Genomic DNA, 14,284 nt, shown 5'->3' with positions numbered 1-14,284 from the left:
CTCGTTGGATAATTATGGAAGTTAATGACCTAGGATTTGTTGCCAGCATTCTTTTTGTGCTAGTTCCTTCCGTGTTTCTTCTGATTCTGTATATCCAAACCCAGAGTCGCGAAGGCAAAGAAGGATAAATTCAAGTTTTGCCAATTTTTTTTCAAAATTAGAAAAGCGCCGAGGCTCATTGCCAATAGCGCTTTTTTAATAAGAATTGACTTAAACCATTCCCGTTGCCACCATTTGGCGTTGATAGCCAATATTGGCTTCTTTTAGGCGTTTGACCGCTTCCGCCAAGCGATCGCAATCAGCAATCAGACTAATTCTAACATAGCCTTCTCCTCCCGCCCCAAAAGCATTACCTGGAGTCACCACCACCCCAGTTTGTTGTAGGACTGATAGGGCAAAATCCGTTGAAGTCATACCCACGGGACAGGGAGCCCACAAATACATCGCCGCTTTGGGTTTAGGAATATTCCAGCCCAATTCTGCCAATTCTCTGACTAGAAAATCCCGGCGGGTTCTATACCTATTTTGCACTTCTTCCAAGTAGGAATCTGGCAAATTTAAAGCAGTTTCCGCCGCCGATTGTAAAGCAGCAAATAACCCATAATCTAAGTTGGTTTTCAGAGTTCTTAATCCTTGAATAATTCGAGAATTACCAACTACGAAACCCACGCGCCAACCCGCCATATTATAGGTTTTTGACATGGTATGGAACTCGACCCCAATCTCCTTACCTCCCGGAATTTCTAGTAAGCTGGTCGGTTGATAACCATCAAAAGCTAGTTCCGCATAACAGAGGTCATGAACCAATAGAATTTGATGTTTGTGGGCGAAAGCGACTAAATCCTCAAAAAACTCCCTGGGGGCGGTTGCACCTGTGGGATTATTAGGATAATTAAAATAGAGAATTTTGGCGCGGTCAGCAATATGATCCGGGATATCTGCTAAATCTATAATCCAATCATTTTCTGGTTTCAGGCGAATTTTGTAAACATCCCCCCCAGAAATTAACGGACCCCGAAAATGGGCAGGATAAGCCGGATCTGGGGATAAAACCACATCTTGGGGGTTGACATAGGCTAAAGCTAAATGGGTGAGACCTTCTTTAGATCCTAATAGGGGTAACGCTTCACTATTGGGGTCTAGGTTAACTCCATAGCGACGGTGATACCAACGAGTAATGGCGGCGCGGAAACTAGCAGTCCCTTCAAAGGGGGGATAGCCATGATTGGCTGAATTTCGCAAGGCGGCGATCGCCGCTTCTACTACAGGTTCAGGAGTCGGTCCGTCCGGGTTTCCCATACCCAAATCAATCAAATCAAGGCCTTGTTCACAGGCATGGGCTTTCAATTCATCTAATCGCGCAAATACATAGGGGGGAAGTTGTTTAACCCTATCTGCTGGCGTAATCCAATCTAAATTCATGTTTATTTGTGGTTGTTAACTCAAAAGTCAGTTGAGGAAAGAGGGGGGAACTTTTACAGGTTAATTGATGGTGCAATTTATTGTGATTAGTGATTAATTGCCCCTCACCTGAAGACTGATTAAACAGCCCATAGTTAACCTTTAACTCTTAATTGCCCCCACAGGTACAGTAGTAGAAACCATGGCAGCCATTAGTGATTCTGGGCAAACTTTAAAGGGTAGTCGGTGAATGTCAGACTTTTCACCACAGGCAATTTCTGCCCCATGCCTTAACTGGGCTAAGGTAATATTTCCCAATCCCAAATCAGCCAAAGTTTGGGGTAAGCGGATATCGCTATAAAACTTCAACAGTTGTCCTCTAGCAGAAGCTGCCAGTTGATTCCCTTGTAGCATCTCTTCTAGGCGCAACTGTACTAAAATGCCATAGGCGACTTTTTCTCCGTGAAGGGTCTTGTGGGTAGCGCATAGGTGAGTTAAACCATTATGGACAGCATGGGCTGCTACAGTCCGACACTGTGCCCCCCCTAAACCACCGATCGCCCCAGCGAGTAAAACTGTGGCATCAACCACTTCTCGCCAGGTTTGGCTTCCGGGTTCACTGAGGGCGGCTACGGATTTTTGAAACAAAATGTCCCGCAGGACTCTCGCCTGTTGCACTGCTGCCACAATCAGGGTTTCTTCTGAATGTCCACTACTGACTGACGCTTCATACCATTTGGCGATCGCATCTCCAATACCAGCAATTAAAGTCCGCTGGGGCGCTGTTTGAATCAGGCTATAGTCGAGGATGAGCAAATCAGGACACTTGGCTAACCCTACATCATACAAGAATGCTCCCTCATTTGTATAGATATTTGAGAGAGCCGTCCAGGCGGCGCAGGTAGCCCCAGAGGTGGGAATAGTTATAATCGGTACTCTCGTCCTATAAGCTAGGAGTTTGGCGATATCTAAAGATTTTCCGCCGCCAACCCCGATCACCAAGTCCCCTTGATGGTCCGCGCAAATTTGTTGGAGTTTCTCTAAACTGCTTTCGCTACAGTCAGGGGTATAGTTAGCCCAATTAGCCTTGAGTTGATGGGTTTCTATAATCGGTTGTAAATGGGGTTGAATTAATTTTAGGGTGCGATCGCCTCCCACAATTACCGGACGACTACCAAAGGCGGCGATCGCCTCTCCCGCCTCTGCCAGTCTGTCAACTCCTCGAATTACCTGGGCTGGGGCAATACTTAATGCCGGAGTTGGGCTGATCATAGTGGTTTTGGTCAATAGGGGAGAGGATAAAGGTTCCATACAGGCCCTCGCAAAATTCGTTAAGTCGCTAATTCTAGCCGATTTTACCCATAACTGGGAACATCTGCTCCCATTAATTTTGATTTTACATATATCTTGCTAAAACTTCCACAGTTTGCTGTCCGGTTTTCTGCCAGGAAAATTCTTGACATCTACTGAGTCCTTTGTGTCTAAGTTGCCCCGATATTTGTGGATCGCTGATTAGGGTTTTCATGGCGGCGCTGATCTCTTCTACTTCATAGGGATTTATCAAGATCGCTGCCTCTCCAGCTACTTCCGGCAGTGATGCTAAATTTGAGGTAATTACAGGGGTTCCACAGGCCATAGCTTCTAAGACCGGAAACCCGAAACCTTCCCATAAACTTGGGAAAACTAAGGCGATCGCCCGATTAATTATTGACGGTAATTCCTCGGCTGCAACATAGTCTAAAAATTTCACCTGTTCCCTCAGTCCTAATTCTTTTACCTGTTGTTTTAATAAGGGTGTATAGGTGCTGTCACTCGGCCCCGCTAACCACAGTTCATAATCTTTCGGTAATTGGGAAAATGCTGTAATTAGCCTCGGTAGATTTTTATAATGATCATGGCGACCAATATATAAAAAGTAGTTTTGCGTCGGTAAATCTAAAAATTGAAACCTCTGGCGATCGTACCCTAATAAAATCGGAGTAATTTTCCTGGCACTAATTCCCAACATCTCCACCAAACTATTCCCCGTGGCTTCCGAATTACAAACAATATGTTGTGCTTGTTTTAGCACCGCCGGAACATAGGATTTGAAATAAGCCGTTAATCGCGACCCCCGCTTGGGAAATTTGAGCGGAATTAAATCATGAGCCATTACTATTGACCGACAACCTGTATATAAAGGCGCTTCGGGTAAGGGTGAAAACAACAATTTATAACCTGATTTGCGATATATTAATGGTAGTTTAAACTGAGTCCAAATCAATCGCCTTAAATGTCCCTTTGTACCATGCTCAGGAGTCATATTATTCGGGACTTTTTCGCACTCATAACCAGCGATATCATCAGCAGTTAGCAATAAAGGTTCTAGGGGTTTTAACCATGGGATAATATTAGCAGCATATACTGATATCCCTGTGGGTTTCGGTATTACAACTGATAGATTAATGACTAACTGACCCTTCAATTATCATCTCCTCGAATGTCTATAAATGGTAATTATAGCCTGGCTTAATATCCCCAATATTCCCAAACTTCCTCCTTGAGGATATGTTCTTTTAGTTCAATATTCGCTCAATATCAGATAACTTTTACTTTCAATGGGGGTAAAACTATGTGGCACTATTCCCCATTATATTATAGTAGGTTATGGGGAGCTTGTCAATAGGTAATTTTGGATATTTACTAAAAAGCGATCGCCTTCGGGTTAGGGGTGTTTGTGGTGGTGAAAGTACCCTATAAGCCGACACGGTTTCCCATGGTGTTATATTAGGTCAAGATGGGGAGTTTGTCAATGGGGAATGATGATGATTTACCCAAAAGCGATCGCACTTCATAACCACAGATATCTACTTTCGGTTAAGGGTGTTTAACGTGGTGAAAGTACCCTATAAGCGGACACGGTTTCCCATGGTGTTATATTAGGTCAAGATGGGGAGTTTGTCAATGGGGAATGATGATGATTTACCCAAAAGCGATCGCACTCCATAACCAGGAGATATCTACTTTGGGTTAGGGGTGTTTGTGGTGGTGAAAGTACCCTATAAGCGGACACGGTTTCCCATGGTGTTATATTAGGTCAAGATGGGGAGTTTGTCAATGGGGAATGATGATGATTTACCCAAAAGCGATCGCACTCCATAACCAGGAGATATCTACTTTGGGTTAGGGGTGTTTGTGGTGGTGAAAGTACCCTATAAGCGGACACGGTTTCCCATGGTGTTATATTAGGTCAAGATGGGGAGTTTGTCAATGGGGAATGATGGTGATTTACCCAAAAGCGATCGCACTTCATAACCACAGATATCTACTTTCGGTTAGGGGTGTTTAAGGTGGTGAAAGTACCCTATAAGCGGACACGGTTTCCCATGGTGTTATATTAGGTCAAGATGGGGAGTTTGTCAATGGGGAATGATGATGATTTACCCAAAAGCGATCGCACTCCATAACCACAGATATCTACTTTGGTTTGGGAGTTGAGGAAATTCTGGGTATCTACCAAAAAGCGATCGCACTCCATAACCAGGAGATATCTACTTTGGGTTAGGGGTGTTTGTGGTGGTGAAAGTACCCTATAAGCCGACACGGTTTCCCATGGTGTTATATTAGGTCAAGATGGGGAGTTTGTCAATGGGGAATGATGATGATTTACTCAAAAGCGATCGCACTCCATAACCACAGATATCTACTTTGGTTTGGGAGTTGAGGAAATTCTGGGTATCTACCAAAAAGCGATCGCACTCCATAACCACAGATATCTACTTTGGTTTGGGAGTTGAGGAAATTCTGGGTATTTACCAAAAAGCGATCGCACTCCATAACCAGGAGATATCTACTGTTGGTTGGGAGTTGAGGAAATTCTGGGTATTTACCAAAAAGCGATCGCACTCCATAACCAGGAGATATCTACTGTTGGTTGGGAGTTGAGGAAATTCTGGGTATTTACCAAAAAGCGATCGCACTCCATAACCAGGAGATATCTACTGTTGGTTGGGAGTTGAGGAAATTCTGGGTATTTACCAAAAAGCGATCGCACTCCATAACCAGGAGATATCTACTGTTGGTTGGGAGTTGAGGAAATTCTGGGTATTTACCAAAAAGCGATCGCACTCCATAACCACAGATATCTACTGTAGTTTGGGAGTTGAGGAAATTCTGGGTATTTACCAAAAAGCGATCGCACTTCATAACCAGGAGATATCTACTTCGGGTTAGGGGTGTTTGTGGTGGTGAAAGTACCCTATAAGCGGACACGGTTTCCCATGGTGTTATATTAGGTCAAGATGGGGAGTTTGTCAATGGGGAATGATGATGATTTACCCAAAAGCGATCGCACTTCATAACCACAGATATCTACTTTCGGTTAGGGGTGTTTAACGTGGTGAAAGTACCCTATAAGCGGACACGGTTTCCCATGGTGTTATATTAGGTCAAGATGGGGAGTTTGTCAATGGGGAATGATGATGATTTACCCAAAAGCGATCGCACTCCATAACCAGGAGATATCTACTGTTGGTTGGGAGTTGAGGAAATTCTGGGTATTTACCAAAAAGCGATCGCACTCCATAACCAGGAGATATCTACTGTTGGTTGGGAGTTGAGGAAATTCTGGGTATTTACCAAAAAGCGATCGCACTCCATAACCAGGAGATATCTACTGTTGGTTGGGAGTTGAGGAAATTCTGGGTATTTACCAAAAAGCGATCGCACTCCATAACCAGGAGATATCTACTGTTGGTTGGGAGTTGAGGAAATTCTGGGTATTTACCAAAAAGCGATCGCACTCCATAACCAGGAGATATCTACTGTTGGTTGGGAGTTGAGGAAATTCTGGGTATTTACCAAAAAGCGATCGCACTCCATAACCAGGAGATATCTACTGTTGGTTGGGAGTTGAGGAAATTCTGGGTATTTACCAAAAAGCGATCGCACTCCATAACCAGGAGATATCTACTGTTGGTTGGGAGTTGAGGAAATTCTGGGTATTTACCAAAAAGCGATCGCACTCCATAACCAGGAGATATCTACTGTTGGTTGGGAGTTGAGGAAATTCTGGGTATTTACCAAAAAGCGATCGCACTCCATAACCAGGAGATATCTACTGTTGGTTGGGAGTTGAGGAAATTCTGGGTATTTACCAAAAAGCGATCGCACTCCATAACCAGGAGATATCTACTGTTGGTTGGGAGTTGAGGAAATTCTGGGTATTTACCAAAAAGCGATCGCACTCCATAACCACAGATATCTACTTTGGGTTGAGAGTTGAGGAAATTCTGGGTATTTACCAAAAAGCGATCGCACTTCATAACCAGGAGATATCTACTTTGGGTTAGGGGTGTTTAAGGTGGTGAAAGTACCCTATAAGCCGACACGGTTTCCCATGCTGTTATATTAGGTCAAGATGGGGAGTTTGTCAATGGGGAATGATGATGATTTACCCAAAAGCGATCGCACTCCATAACCAGGAGATATCTACTGTTGGTTGGGAGTTGAGGAAATTCTGGGTATTTACCAAAAAGCGATCGCACTCCATAACCAGGAGATATCTACTGTTGGTTGGGAGTTGAGGAAATTCTGGGTATTTACCAAAAAGCGATCGCACTCCATAACCAGGAGATATCTACTGTTGGTTGGGAGTTGAGGAAATTCTGGGTATTTACCAAAAAGCGATCGCACTCCATAACCAGGAGATATCTACTGTTGGTTGGGAGTTGAGGAAATTCTGGGTATTTACCAAAAAGCGATCGCACTCCATAACCAGGAGATATCTACTGTTGGTTGGGAGTTGAGGAAATTCTGGGTATTTACCAAAAAGCGATCGCACTCCATAACCAGGAGATATCTACTGTTGGTTGGGAGTTGAGGAAATTCTGGGTATTTACCAAAAAGCGATCGCACTCCATAACCAGGAGATATCTACTGTTGGTTGGGAGTTGAGGAAATTCTGGGTATTTACCAAAAAGCGATCGCACTTCATAACCACAGATATCTACTGTAGTTTGGGAGTTGAGGAAATTCTGGGTATTTACCAAAAAGCGATCGCACTTCATAACCAGGAGATATCTACTTTGGGTTAGGGGTGTTTAAGGTGGTGAAAGTACCCTATAAGCCGACACGGTTTCCCATGCTGTTATATTAGGTCAAGATGGGGAGTTTGTCAATGGGGAATGATGATGATTTACCCAAAAGCGATCGCACTCCATAACCAGGAGATATCTACTGTTGGTTGGGAGTTGAGGAAATTATGGGTATTTACCAAAAAGCGATCGCACTCCATAACCACAGATATCTACTTTGGGTTGAGAGTTGAGGAAATTCTGGGTATTTACCAAAAAGCGATCGCACTTCATAACCAGGAGATATCTACTTTGGGTTAGGGGTGTTTAAGGTGGTGAAAGTACCCTATAAGCCGACACGGTTTCCCATGCTGTTATATTAGGTCAAGATGGGGAGTTTGTCAATGGGGAATGATGATGATTTACCCAAAAGCGATCGCACTCCATAACCAGGAGATATCTACTGTTGGTTGGGAGTTGAGGAAATTCTGGGTATTTACCAAAAAGCGATCGCACTTCATAACCACAGATATCTACTGTAGTTTGGGAGTTGAGGAAATTCTGGGTATTTACCAAAAAGCGATCGCACTTCATAACCAGGAGATATCTACTTTGGGTTAGGGGTGTTTAAGGTGGTGAAAGTACCCTATAAGCCGACACGGTTTCCCATGCTGTTATATTAGGTCAAGATGGGGAGTTTGTCAATGGGGAATGATGATGATTTACCCAAAAGCGATCGCACTCCATAACCAGGAGATATCTACTGTTGGTTGGGAGTTGAGGAAATTCTGGGTATTTACCAAAAAGCGATCGCACTCCATAACCAGGAGATATCTACTGTTGGTTGGGAGTTGAGGAAATTCTGGGTATTTACCAAAAAGCGATCGCACTCCATAACCAGGAGATATCTACTGTTGGTTGGGAGTTGAGGAAATTATGGGTATTTACCAAAAAGCGATCGCACTCCATAACCACAGATATCTACTTTGGGTTGAGAGTTGAGGAAATTCTGGGTATTTACCAAAAAGCGATCGCACTTCATAACCAGGAGATATCTACTTTGGGTTAGGGGTGTTTAAGGTGGTGAAAGTACCCTATAAGCCGACACGGTTTCCCATGCTGTTATATTAGGTCAAGATGGGGAGTTTGTCAATGGGGAATGATGATGATTTACCCAAAAGCGATCGCACTCCATAACCAGGAGATATCTACTGTTGGTTGGGAGTTGAGGAAATTCTGGGTATTTACCAAAAAGCGATCGCACTCCATAACCAGGAGATATCTACTGTAGTTTGGGAGTTGAGGAAATTCTGGGTATTTACCAAAAAGCGATCGCACTCCATAACCAGGAGATATCTACTGTTGGTTGGGAGTTGAGGAAATTCTGGGTATTTACCAAAAAGCGATCGCACTCCATAACCAGGAGATATCTACTGTTGGTTGGGAGTTGAGGAAATTCTGGGTATTTACCAAAAAGCGATCGCACTCCATAACCAGGAGATATCTACTGTTGGTTGGGAGTTGAGGAAATTCTGGGTATTTACCAAAAAGCGATCGCACTCCATAACCAGGAGATATCTACTGTTGGTTGGGAGTTGAGGAAATTCTGGGTATTTACCAAAAAGCGATCGCACTCCATAACCAGGAGATATCTACTGTTGGTTGGGAGTTGAGGAAATTCTGGGTATTTACCAAAAAGCGATCGCACTTCATAACCACAGATATCTACTGTAGTTTGGGAGTTGAGGAAATTCTGGGTATTTACCAAAAAGCGATCGCACTTCATAACCAGGAGATATCTACTTTGGGTTAGGGGTGTTTAAGGTGGTGAAAGTACCCTATAAGCCGACACGGTTTCCCATGCTGTTATATTAGGTCAAGATGGGGAGTTTGTCAATGGGGAATGATGATGATTTACCCAAAAGCGATCGCACTCCATAACCAGGAGATATCTACTGTTGGTTGGGAGTTGAGGAAATTATGGGTATTTACCAAAAAGCGATCGCACTCCATAACCACAGATATCTACTTTGGGTTGAGAGTTGAGGAAATTCTGGGTATTTACCAAAAAGCGATCGCACTTCATAACCAGGAGATATCTACTTTGGGTTAGGGGTGTTTAAGGTGGTGAAAGTACCCTATAAGCCGACACGGTTTCCCATGCTGTTATATTAGGTCAAGATGGGGAGTTTGTCAATGGGGAATGATGATGATTTACCCAAAAGCGATCGCACTCCATAACCAGGAGATATCTACTGTTGGTTGGGAGTTGAGGAAATTCTGGGTATTTACCAAAAAGCGATCGCACTTCATAACCACAGATATCTACTGTAGTTTGGGAGTTGAGGAAATTCTGGGTATTTACCAAAAAGCGATCGCACTTCATAACCAGGAGATATCTACTTTGGGTTAGGGGTGTTTAAGGTGGTGAAAGTACCCTATAAGCCGACACGGTTTCCCATGCTGTTATATTAGGTCAAGATGGGGAGTTTGTCAATGGGGAATGATGATGATTTACCCAAAAGCGATCGCACTCCATAACCAGGAGATATCTACTGTTGGTTGGGAGTTGAGGAAATTCTGGGTATTTACCAAAAAGCGATCGCACTCCATAACCAGGAGATATCTACTGTTGGTTGGGAGTTGAGGAAATTCTGGGTATTTACCAAAAAGCGATCGCACTCCATAACCAGGAGATATCTACTGTTGGTTGGGAGTTGAGGAAATTATGGGTATTTACCAAAAAGCGATCGCACTCCATAACCACAGATATCTACTTTGGGTTGAGAGTTGAGGAAATTCTGGGTATTTACCAAAAAGCGATCGCACTTCATAACCAGGAGATATCTACTTTGGGTTAGGGGTGTTTAAGGTGGTGAAAGTACCCTATAAGCCGACACGGTTTCCCATGCTGTTATATTAGGTCAAGATGGGGAGTTTGTCAATGGGGAATGATGATGATTTACCCAAAAGCGATCGCACTCCATAACCAGGAGATATCTACTGTTGGTTGGGAGTTGAGGAAATTCTGGGTATTTACCAAAAAGCGATCGCACTTCATAACCACAGATATCTACTGTAGTTTGGGAGTTGAGGAAATTCTGGGTATTTACCAAAAAGCGATCGCACTTCATAACCAGGAGATATCTACTTTGGGTTAGGGGTGTTTAAGGTGGTGAAAGTACCCTATAAGCCGACACGGTTTCCCATGCTGTTATATTAGGTCAAGATGGGGAGTTTGTCAATGGGGAATGATGATGATTTACCCAAAAGCGATCGCACTCCATAACCAGGAGATATCTACTGTTGGTTGGGAGTTGAGGAAATTCTGGGTATTTACCAAAAAGCGATCGCACTCCATAACCAGGAGATATCTACTGTTGGTTGGGAGTTGAGGAAATTCTGGGTATTTACCAAAAAGCGATCGCACTCCATAACCAGGAGATATCTACTGTTGGTTGGGAGTTGAGGAAATTCTGGGTATTTACCAAAAAGCGATCGCACTCCATAACCACAGATATCTACTTTGGGTTGAGAGTTGAGGAAATTCTGGGTATTTACCAAAAAGCGATCGCACTTCATAACCAGGAGATATCTACTTTGGGTTAGGGGTGTTTAAGGTGGTGAAAGTACCCTATAAGCCGACACGGTTTCCCATGCTGTTATATTAGGTCAAGATGGGGAGTTTGTCAATGGGGAATGATGATGATTTACCCAAAAGCGATCGCACTCCATAACCAGGAGATATCTACTGTTGGTTGGGAGTTGAGGAAATTCTGGGTATTTACCAAAAAGCGATCGCACTCCATAACCAGGAGATATCTACTGTTGGTTGGGAGTTGAGGAAATTCTGGGTATTTACCAAAAAGCGATCGCACTCCATAACCAGGAGATATCTACTGTTGGTTGGGAGTTGAGGAAATTATGGGTATTTACCAAAAAGCGATCGCACTTCATAACCACAGATATCTACTGTTGGTTGGGAGTTGAGGAAATTCTGGGTATTTACCAAAAAGCGATCGCACTTCATAACCAGGAGATATCTACTTTGGGTTAGGGGTGTTTAAGGTGGTGAAAGTACCCTATAAGCCGACACGGTTTCCCATGCTGTTATATTAGGTCAAGATGGGGAGTTTGTCAATGGGGAATGATGATGATTTACCCAAAAGCGATCGCACTCCATAACCAGGAGATATCTACTGTTGGTTGGGAGTTGAGGAAATTCTGGGTATTTACCAAAAAGCGATCGCACTTCATAACCACAGATATCTACTGTAGTTTGAGAGTTGAGGAAATTCTGGGTATTTACCAAAAAGCGATCGCACTTCATAACCAGGAGATATCTACTTTGGGTTAGGGGTGTTTAAGGTGGTGAAAGTACCCTATAAGCCGACACGGTTTCCCATGCTGTTATATTAGGTCAAGATGGGGAGTTTGTCAATGGGGAATGATGATGATTTACCCAAAAGCGATCGCACTCCATAACCAGGAGATATCTACTGTTGGTTGGGAGTTGAGGAAATTCTGGGTATTTACCAAAAAGCGATCGCACTTCATAACCACAGATATCTACTTTGGGTTAGGGGTGTTTAAGGTGGTGAAAGTACCCTATAAGCCGACACAGTTTCCCATGGTGTTATATTAGGTCAAGATGGGGAGTTTGTCAATGGGGAATGATGATGATTTACCCAAAAGCGATCGCACTTCATAACCACAGATATCTACTGTAGTTTGGGAGTTGAGGAAATTCTGGGTATCTACCAAAAAGCGATCGCACTTCATAACCACAGATATCTACTTTCGGTTAAGGGTGTTTAACGTGGTGAAAGTACCCTATAAGCCGACACGGTTTCCCATGGTGTTATATTAGGTCAAGATGGGGAGTTTGTCAATGGGGAATGATGATGATTTACCCAAAAGCGATCGCACTTCATAACCACAGATATCTGTGGTTAAATGAAGATTTTATATGGAGTCGATGAAGTCCATTAAATTGTCCGAATTTCTATCAATAACCTAGCCATTTGTTGCTGTATGCTTGACAAAAAGCCGTTTTTGTGAAAAAATATCATCAACATGGTAAAATTGCCCTTTTTATGACAATTTTCGGCTATAAGTGAGACCTCAGCCATTTTTAGCCTCTGGAGTTAAGTTAAATCTTGTGGGTAACGATTCCCAACTGTTGTAAATGCTGACCGAGTTTAGATGGAGTCTGAGAGGGTTGGCTATCCTCTACAGAAACCGATGCTGATGTGTCTGACGGTAACTCTTCTGGCAGAGGAATCCAATGACCACGGCTATCATACCAACGCAACCAAAAGCGCTTTAAGCCTTCGTATTCTCCGCACCACAAGCCGAGACCCAAATCTAATCCAGGAAACCAAAACTGATTGTTGTTTAACTCCTGTTTTTGATAGCGATCGCCTAACAGCTTAAACAACTGTAAACTATTGGTAGTATAGTCAAAAACCACATAGAAAGGAATCCCCAGAATTTGCTCATAAACCTCCCAAGCTGTAGGTTGTTGAGGTGATGATGGTTGTTTTGCGGTTTCATCTCGGCTAGGGAGAAACTCCATAACCATTGCTGGTCGTCGTCCTTCCTTCCAGATATAATAGCCTTGTTCACGAGGTAAATTAACTAGAGATTCAGATAAACCAACCACCGCAAACCAATCTGGATATTCGCACCAGGTCGGGTTTAATGGGTCATAATAGAGACTCATATTATTAGCCATCAAAATCAGATCTCTGGAATATTTAGGAGGTGCAAAAGTTAAGCAAAATAATTCCGACTGTAGCTGATAATAGCTGCGATTATCTCCGGGTTGTTTACATTTATTGATATCCATAATAACTAACCACTATTGACTGTAAATAATTTTATCCCCAAAACCTAGATTTAACATAGTCTAAAACTCCGATTAATTTAGACAAACTAGCCTGGGGATACCAGGGAAAAGTGATTAGGGAAACCACAGTAATCCGTAGTATTCGATACCAGCAAGCCAAACCTTTAGCGTGTTTTTCTAAACTCAGCAGATAGCTATAGATACTATGTTTGAGTTTCAGATGAGGATTTCTCCCAGTAATCGATGAGGGATGGTGAATTACCCCAATGTGGGGAGTCATCCCAATTTGATGTCCGAGTTTACTATAACGCAAACACAGGTCAAAATCTTCGTAATATAAAAAATAATCTTCGTCAAACTGAGGACAGTTTCCGAATTTTTGGAGATTAATTAACAAGCTACAAGCGGTAACCCAGGTAGTGGAGATACAATCAGAGACCGATGCTGGGAGATGCTGTTGCTGGACAATCAAGCCGGTTTCCTGTATAAATTCTCCTCCCCCAAACCAAACCCGTCCATCAGGTTGATAAACCAATGTTCCCAAAATCGAGAATTGGGGATTTTCGGTCACGACGGCTAAAACTTGGTTAGGGGTATGTTCTGGAATGACGACATCAGGATTAATTAGCCACACCCAAGCATTGTTGTCTCGGTGATAAACCCACTGTAACCCCAAATTACAGGCGCGACCAAATCCTAAATTGTGGGAAGCGTCTAAAATAATGACTTGTTTTCTGTGTAGTTTCCAGATGCTTTTATCTTGGGGGGAGTTGTTAACAATAATAATCTGATGGTCAATACTTGAACTATTAGCGATAGATTGAATTAGTGTTTCAATCAAATCAGTAGAGTGATAATTAACAACTATCCAATAAATCACAAAAGCTGGTTTTAGATGTAATCAGAAGTTGGGTTTACAGAACTAACCCCAGGGTAGCCATAATTAAGTTGAGAATAGCATATATATGTCGCCACAGAT

The 14,284-nt window shown here is 42.9% G+C and carries 34 protein-coding genes; 11 read left to right on the top strand and 23 right to left on the bottom strand.

Translation table 11 applies throughout. The annotated features are described in order from the left end of the window. Window positions 1-14: 14 nt before the first annotated feature. On the top strand, window positions 15-128 hold the full coding sequence (gene psbM, locus N39L_RS16115; protein ID WP_006617301.1) for a photosystem II reaction center protein PsbM: 114 nt from the start codon (window positions 15-17) through the stop codon (window positions 126-128). A gap of 82 nt (window positions 129-210) precedes the next feature. Here psbM and N39L_RS16110 read toward each other — a convergent pair whose 3' ends face one another. The 15 genes from N39L_RS16110 to N39L_RS16040 all read right to left on the bottom strand — a co-directional run bounded on the left by N39L_RS16110 (window position 211) and on the right by N39L_RS16040 (window position 7,448). Further along, window positions 211-1,422 (bottom strand): aspartate aminotransferase, encoded by a 1,212-nt coding sequence (locus N39L_RS16110; RefSeq protein WP_006617300.1) that lies wholly within the window; start codon window positions 1,420-1,422, stop codon window positions 211-213. Between the two features lie 141 nt (window positions 1,423-1,563). Next, a complete protein-coding gene (locus N39L_RS16105) occupies window positions 1,564-2,712 on the bottom strand; it encodes an iron-containing alcohol dehydrogenase family protein (RefSeq protein WP_014275722.1) in 1,149 nt (382 codons plus the stop codon). Between the two features lie 85 nt (window positions 2,713-2,797). Next, window positions 2,798-3,865, bottom strand: a complete 1,068-nt coding sequence (locus N39L_RS16100; RefSeq protein ID WP_014275721.1) for a glycosyltransferase family 4 protein — start codon at window positions 3,863-3,865, stop codon at window positions 2,798-2,800. Window positions 3,866-4,777: 912 nt separating this feature from the next. Then, on the bottom strand, window positions 4,778-4,918 hold the full coding sequence (locus N39L_RS16095; protein ID WP_158307560.1) for a hypothetical protein: 141 nt from the start codon (window positions 4,916-4,918) through the stop codon (window positions 4,778-4,780). Between the two features lie 128 nt (window positions 4,919-5,046). Continuing rightward, window positions 5,047-5,217 (bottom strand): hypothetical protein, encoded by a 171-nt coding sequence (locus tag N39L_RS16090; protein ID WP_158307559.1) that lies wholly within the window; start codon window positions 5,215-5,217, stop codon window positions 5,047-5,049. Then, window positions 5,193-5,360 carry a hypothetical protein gene (locus tag N39L_RS16085; protein ID WP_158307554.1) on the bottom strand — a complete coding sequence of 56 codons (168 nt, stop codon included), beginning with the start codon at window positions 5,358-5,360 and terminating at the stop codon, window positions 5,193-5,195. The genes N39L_RS16090 and N39L_RS16085 overlap by 25 nt, the downstream gene beginning before the upstream one ends. Then, window positions 5,341-5,586, bottom strand: coding sequence for a hypothetical protein (locus N39L_RS16080; RefSeq protein WP_434221596.1), 246 nt, complete (start codon window positions 5,584-5,586; stop codon window positions 5,341-5,343). The genes N39L_RS16085 and N39L_RS16080 overlap by 20 nt, the downstream gene beginning before the upstream one ends. Window positions 5,587-5,866: 280 nt before the next feature. Beyond that, window positions 5,867-6,034, bottom strand: coding sequence for a hypothetical protein (locus N39L_RS16075; protein WP_158307558.1), 168 nt, complete (start codon window positions 6,032-6,034; stop codon window positions 5,867-5,869). Then, complete coding sequence (locus N39L_RS16070; protein WP_158307554.1) at window positions 6,015-6,182, bottom strand: hypothetical protein; 168 nt, start codon at window positions 6,180-6,182, stop codon at window positions 6,015-6,017. The genes N39L_RS16075 and N39L_RS16070 overlap by 20 nt, the downstream gene beginning before the upstream one ends. Continuing rightward, window positions 6,163-6,330 (bottom strand): hypothetical protein, encoded by a 168-nt coding sequence (locus N39L_RS16065; RefSeq protein ID WP_158307554.1) that lies wholly within the window; start codon window positions 6,328-6,330, stop codon window positions 6,163-6,165. Before N39L_RS16065 ends, N39L_RS16070 begins: the two co-directional genes overlap by 20 nt. Beyond that, window positions 6,311-6,478 (bottom strand): hypothetical protein, encoded by a 168-nt coding sequence (locus N39L_RS16060; RefSeq protein WP_158307554.1) that lies wholly within the window; start codon window positions 6,476-6,478, stop codon window positions 6,311-6,313. Before N39L_RS16060 ends, N39L_RS16065 begins: the two co-directional genes overlap by 20 nt. Beyond that, on the bottom strand, window positions 6,459-6,704 hold the full coding sequence (locus N39L_RS16055; protein WP_035735021.1) for a hypothetical protein: 246 nt from the start codon (window positions 6,702-6,704) through the stop codon (window positions 6,459-6,461). Before N39L_RS16055 ends, N39L_RS16060 begins: the two co-directional genes overlap by 20 nt. 128 nt (window positions 6,705-6,832) lie before the next feature. Further along, window positions 6,833-7,000: a hypothetical protein gene (locus N39L_RS16050; RefSeq protein WP_158307558.1), complete on the bottom strand. Its 168-nt coding sequence runs from the start codon at window positions 6,998-7,000 to the stop codon at window positions 6,833-6,835. After that, the gene (locus N39L_RS16045) at window positions 6,981-7,148 is read right to left on the bottom strand and encodes a hypothetical protein (RefSeq protein WP_158307554.1); all 168 of its coding nucleotides are present in this window, start codon (window positions 7,146-7,148) and stop codon (window positions 6,981-6,983) included. The genes N39L_RS16050 and N39L_RS16045 overlap by 20 nt, the downstream gene beginning before the upstream one ends. 54 nt (window positions 7,149-7,202) lie before the next feature. Continuing rightward, window positions 7,203-7,448, bottom strand: a complete 246-nt coding sequence (locus N39L_RS16040; protein ID WP_043468333.1) for a hypothetical protein — start codon at window positions 7,446-7,448, stop codon at window positions 7,203-7,205. Window positions 7,449-7,565: 117 nt separating this feature from the next. On the opposite strand from N39L_RS16040, the gene N39L_RS16035 reads away from it, so the two are divergent. From N39L_RS16035 to N39L_RS16025, 3 genes are all read left to right on the top strand, one after another. Further along, on the top strand, window positions 7,566-7,775 hold the full coding sequence (locus tag N39L_RS16035) for a hypothetical protein (protein WP_035735022.1): 210 nt from the start codon (window positions 7,566-7,568) through the stop codon (window positions 7,773-7,775). 90 nt (window positions 7,776-7,865) lie between these two features. Further along, a complete protein-coding gene (locus N39L_RS16030) occupies window positions 7,866-8,075 on the top strand; it encodes a hypothetical protein (RefSeq protein ID WP_035735025.1) in 210 nt (69 codons plus the stop codon). Between the two features lie 223 nt (window positions 8,076-8,298). Next, the gene (locus N39L_RS16025; protein WP_035735024.1) at window positions 8,299-8,523 is read left to right on the top strand and encodes a hypothetical protein; all 225 of its coding nucleotides are present in this window, start codon (window positions 8,299-8,301) and stop codon (window positions 8,521-8,523) included. A gap of 175 nt (window positions 8,524-8,698) precedes the next feature. Here N39L_RS16025 and N39L_RS16020 read toward each other — a convergent pair whose 3' ends face one another. Genes N39L_RS16020 through N39L_RS16010 form a run of 3 tightly spaced genes read right to left on the bottom strand, consistent with a single transcriptional unit; the run spans window position 8,699 to window position 9,240 of the window. Next, complete coding sequence (locus tag N39L_RS16020; protein ID WP_434221621.1) at window positions 8,699-8,866, bottom strand: hypothetical protein; 168 nt, start codon at window positions 8,864-8,866, stop codon at window positions 8,699-8,701. After that, the gene (locus tag N39L_RS16015; protein ID WP_158307554.1) at window positions 8,847-9,014 is read right to left on the bottom strand and encodes a hypothetical protein; all 168 of its coding nucleotides are present in this window, start codon (window positions 9,012-9,014) and stop codon (window positions 8,847-8,849) included. Before N39L_RS16015 ends, N39L_RS16020 begins: the two co-directional genes overlap by 20 nt. Continuing rightward, window positions 8,995-9,240: a hypothetical protein gene (locus N39L_RS16010; protein ID WP_043468333.1), complete on the bottom strand. Its 246-nt coding sequence runs from the start codon at window positions 9,238-9,240 to the stop codon at window positions 8,995-8,997. The genes N39L_RS16015 and N39L_RS16010 overlap by 20 nt, the downstream gene beginning before the upstream one ends. Window positions 9,241-9,357: 117 nt before the next feature. Here N39L_RS16010 and N39L_RS16005 point away from each other — a divergent pair, with 117 nt between their 5' ends. The 4 genes from N39L_RS16005 to N39L_RS15990 all read left to right on the top strand — a co-directional run bounded on the left by N39L_RS16005 (window position 9,358) and on the right by N39L_RS15990 (window position 10,615). Next, the gene (locus N39L_RS16005; protein WP_035735022.1) at window positions 9,358-9,567 is read left to right on the top strand and encodes a hypothetical protein; all 210 of its coding nucleotides are present in this window, start codon (window positions 9,358-9,360) and stop codon (window positions 9,565-9,567) included. A 90-nt stretch (window positions 9,568-9,657) separates the two neighbouring features. Further along, window positions 9,658-9,867: a hypothetical protein gene (locus tag N39L_RS16000; protein ID WP_035735025.1), complete on the top strand. Its 210-nt coding sequence runs from the start codon at window positions 9,658-9,660 to the stop codon at window positions 9,865-9,867. A 223-nt stretch (window positions 9,868-10,090) separates the two neighbouring features. Next, a complete protein-coding gene (locus N39L_RS15995) occupies window positions 10,091-10,315 on the top strand; it encodes a hypothetical protein (protein WP_035735024.1) in 225 nt (74 codons plus the stop codon). A 90-nt stretch (window positions 10,316-10,405) separates the two neighbouring features. Next, a complete protein-coding gene (locus N39L_RS15990) occupies window positions 10,406-10,615 on the top strand; it encodes a hypothetical protein (protein ID WP_035735025.1) in 210 nt (69 codons plus the stop codon). Window positions 10,616-10,790: 175 nt separating this feature from the next. Here the strand turns inward: N39L_RS15990 and N39L_RS15985 are convergent, their stop codons facing one another. After that, window positions 10,791-11,036: a hypothetical protein gene (locus tag N39L_RS15985; RefSeq protein ID WP_035735021.1), complete on the bottom strand. Its 246-nt coding sequence runs from the start codon at window positions 11,034-11,036 to the stop codon at window positions 10,791-10,793. Window positions 11,037-11,286: 250 nt separating this feature from the next. On the opposite strand from N39L_RS15985, the gene N39L_RS15980 reads away from it, so the two are divergent. The 3 genes from N39L_RS15980 (at window position 11,287) to N39L_RS15970 (ending at window position 12,099) form a co-directional block, all read left to right on the top strand. Next, complete coding sequence (locus N39L_RS15980; protein ID WP_043468329.1) at window positions 11,287-11,511, top strand: hypothetical protein; 225 nt, start codon at window positions 11,287-11,289, stop codon at window positions 11,509-11,511. Window positions 11,512-11,601: 90 nt separating this feature from the next. Further along, window positions 11,602-11,811: a hypothetical protein gene (locus N39L_RS15975; RefSeq protein ID WP_035735020.1), complete on the top strand. Its 210-nt coding sequence runs from the start codon at window positions 11,602-11,604 to the stop codon at window positions 11,809-11,811. A gap of 90 nt (window positions 11,812-11,901) precedes the next feature. Then, window positions 11,902-12,099, top strand: coding sequence for a hypothetical protein (locus N39L_RS15970; RefSeq protein WP_410223323.1), 198 nt, complete (start codon window positions 11,902-11,904; stop codon window positions 12,097-12,099). On the opposite strand, the gene N39L_RS15965 is transcribed toward N39L_RS15970, so the two are convergent. The 4 genes from N39L_RS15965 to N39L_RS15950 form a co-directional block, all read right to left on the bottom strand. Continuing rightward, window positions 12,096-12,236 carry a hypothetical protein gene (locus N39L_RS15965; RefSeq protein WP_157888709.1) on the bottom strand — a complete coding sequence of 47 codons (141 nt, stop codon included), beginning with the start codon at window positions 12,234-12,236 and terminating at the stop codon, window positions 12,096-12,098. The genes N39L_RS15970 and N39L_RS15965 overlap by 4 nt on opposite strands. A 206-nt stretch (window positions 12,237-12,442) precedes the next feature. Continuing rightward, window positions 12,443-12,586 carry a hypothetical protein gene (locus N39L_RS15960; protein WP_157888708.1) on the bottom strand — a complete coding sequence of 48 codons (144 nt, stop codon included), beginning with the start codon at window positions 12,584-12,586 and terminating at the stop codon, window positions 12,443-12,445. Between the two features lie 20 nt (window positions 12,587-12,606). After that, on the bottom strand, window positions 12,607-13,305 hold the full coding sequence (locus tag N39L_RS15955) for a Uma2 family endonuclease (protein ID WP_006618570.1): 699 nt from the start codon (window positions 13,303-13,305) through the stop codon (window positions 12,607-12,609). A gap of 31 nt (window positions 13,306-13,336) precedes the next feature. After that, the gene (locus N39L_RS15950; protein WP_014275720.1) at window positions 13,337-14,185 is read right to left on the bottom strand and encodes a glycosyltransferase family 2 protein; all 849 of its coding nucleotides are present in this window, start codon (window positions 14,183-14,185) and stop codon (window positions 13,337-13,339) included. Window positions 14,186-14,284 lie beyond the last annotated feature (99 nt).

This window comes from Limnospira platensis NIES-39, assembly GCF_026000695.1.
Taxonomy (GTDB): Bacteria; Cyanobacteriota; Cyanobacteriia; order Cyanobacteriales; family Microcoleaceae; genus Limnospira; species Limnospira platensis.
The sequence above is the reverse complement of the archived record's forward strand: the minus strand, read 5'-3'. Positions and strand labels throughout refer to the sequence as shown.

What these genes read in the sequence shown, in the direction of transcription:
- N39L_RS15960 (WP_157888708.1), bottom strand. Translation starts at nt 12,586, where the DNA reads ATGGCTGAGGTCTCACTTATAGCCGAAAATTGTCATAAAAAGGGCAAT.
- N39L_RS16110 (WP_006617300.1), bottom strand. Translation starts at nt 1,422, where the DNA reads ATGAATTTAGATTGGATTACGCCAGCAGATAGGGTTAAACAACTTCCC.
- N39L_RS16090 (WP_158307559.1), bottom strand. Translation starts at nt 5,217, where the DNA reads ATGGAGTGCGATCGCTTTTTGGTAAATACCCAGAATTTCCTCAACTCC.
- N39L_RS15990 (WP_035735025.1), top strand. Translation starts at nt 10,406, where the DNA reads ATGATGATGATTTACCCAAAAGCGATCGCACTCCATAACCAGGAGATA.
- N39L_RS16000 (WP_035735025.1), top strand. Translation starts at nt 9,658, where the DNA reads ATGATGATGATTTACCCAAAAGCGATCGCACTCCATAACCAGGAGATA.
- N39L_RS15970 (WP_410223323.1), top strand. Translation starts at nt 11,902, where the DNA reads ATGATGATGATTTACCCAAAAGCGATCGCACTCCATAACCAGGAGATA.
- N39L_RS15965 (WP_157888709.1), bottom strand. Translation starts at nt 12,236, where the DNA reads ATGAAGTGCGATCGCTTTTTGGTAGATACCCAGAATTTCCTCAACTCC.
- N39L_RS15985 (WP_035735021.1), bottom strand. Translation starts at nt 11,036, where the DNA reads ATGAAGTGCGATCGCTTTTTGGTAAATACCCAGAATTTCCTCAACTCT.
- N39L_RS16010 (WP_043468333.1), bottom strand. Translation starts at nt 9,240, where the DNA reads ATGAAGTGCGATCGCTTTTTGGTAAATACCCAGAATTTCCTCAACTCC.
- N39L_RS16055 (WP_035735021.1), bottom strand. Translation starts at nt 6,704, where the DNA reads ATGAAGTGCGATCGCTTTTTGGTAAATACCCAGAATTTCCTCAACTCT.
- N39L_RS16080 (WP_434221596.1), bottom strand. Translation starts at nt 5,586, where the DNA reads ATGAAGTGCGATCGCTTTTTGGTAAATACCCAGAATTTCCTCAACTCC.
- N39L_RS16095 (WP_158307560.1), bottom strand. Translation starts at nt 4,918, where the DNA reads ATGGAGTGCGATCGCTTTTTGGTAGATACCCAGAATTTCCTCAACTCC.
- psbM (WP_006617301.1), top strand. Translation starts at nt 15, where the DNA reads ATGGAAGTTAATGACCTAGGATTTGTTGCCAGCATTCTTTTTGTGCTA.
- N39L_RS15955 (WP_006618570.1), bottom strand. Translation starts at nt 13,305, where the DNA reads ATGGATATCAATAAATGTAAACAACCCGGAGATAATCGCAGCTATTAT.
- N39L_RS16005 (WP_035735022.1), top strand. Translation starts at nt 9,358, where the DNA reads ATGATGATGATTTACCCAAAAGCGATCGCACTCCATAACCAGGAGATA.
- N39L_RS16030 (WP_035735025.1), top strand. Translation starts at nt 7,866, where the DNA reads ATGATGATGATTTACCCAAAAGCGATCGCACTCCATAACCAGGAGATA.
- N39L_RS16035 (WP_035735022.1), top strand. Translation starts at nt 7,566, where the DNA reads ATGATGATGATTTACCCAAAAGCGATCGCACTCCATAACCAGGAGATA.
- N39L_RS16040 (WP_043468333.1), bottom strand. Translation starts at nt 7,448, where the DNA reads ATGAAGTGCGATCGCTTTTTGGTAAATACCCAGAATTTCCTCAACTCC.
- N39L_RS16105 (WP_014275722.1), bottom strand. Translation starts at nt 2,712, where the DNA reads ATGGAACCTTTATCCTCTCCCCTATTGACCAAAACCACTATGATCAGC.
- N39L_RS15975 (WP_035735020.1), top strand. Translation starts at nt 11,602, where the DNA reads ATGATGATGATTTACCCAAAAGCGATCGCACTCCATAACCAGGAGATA.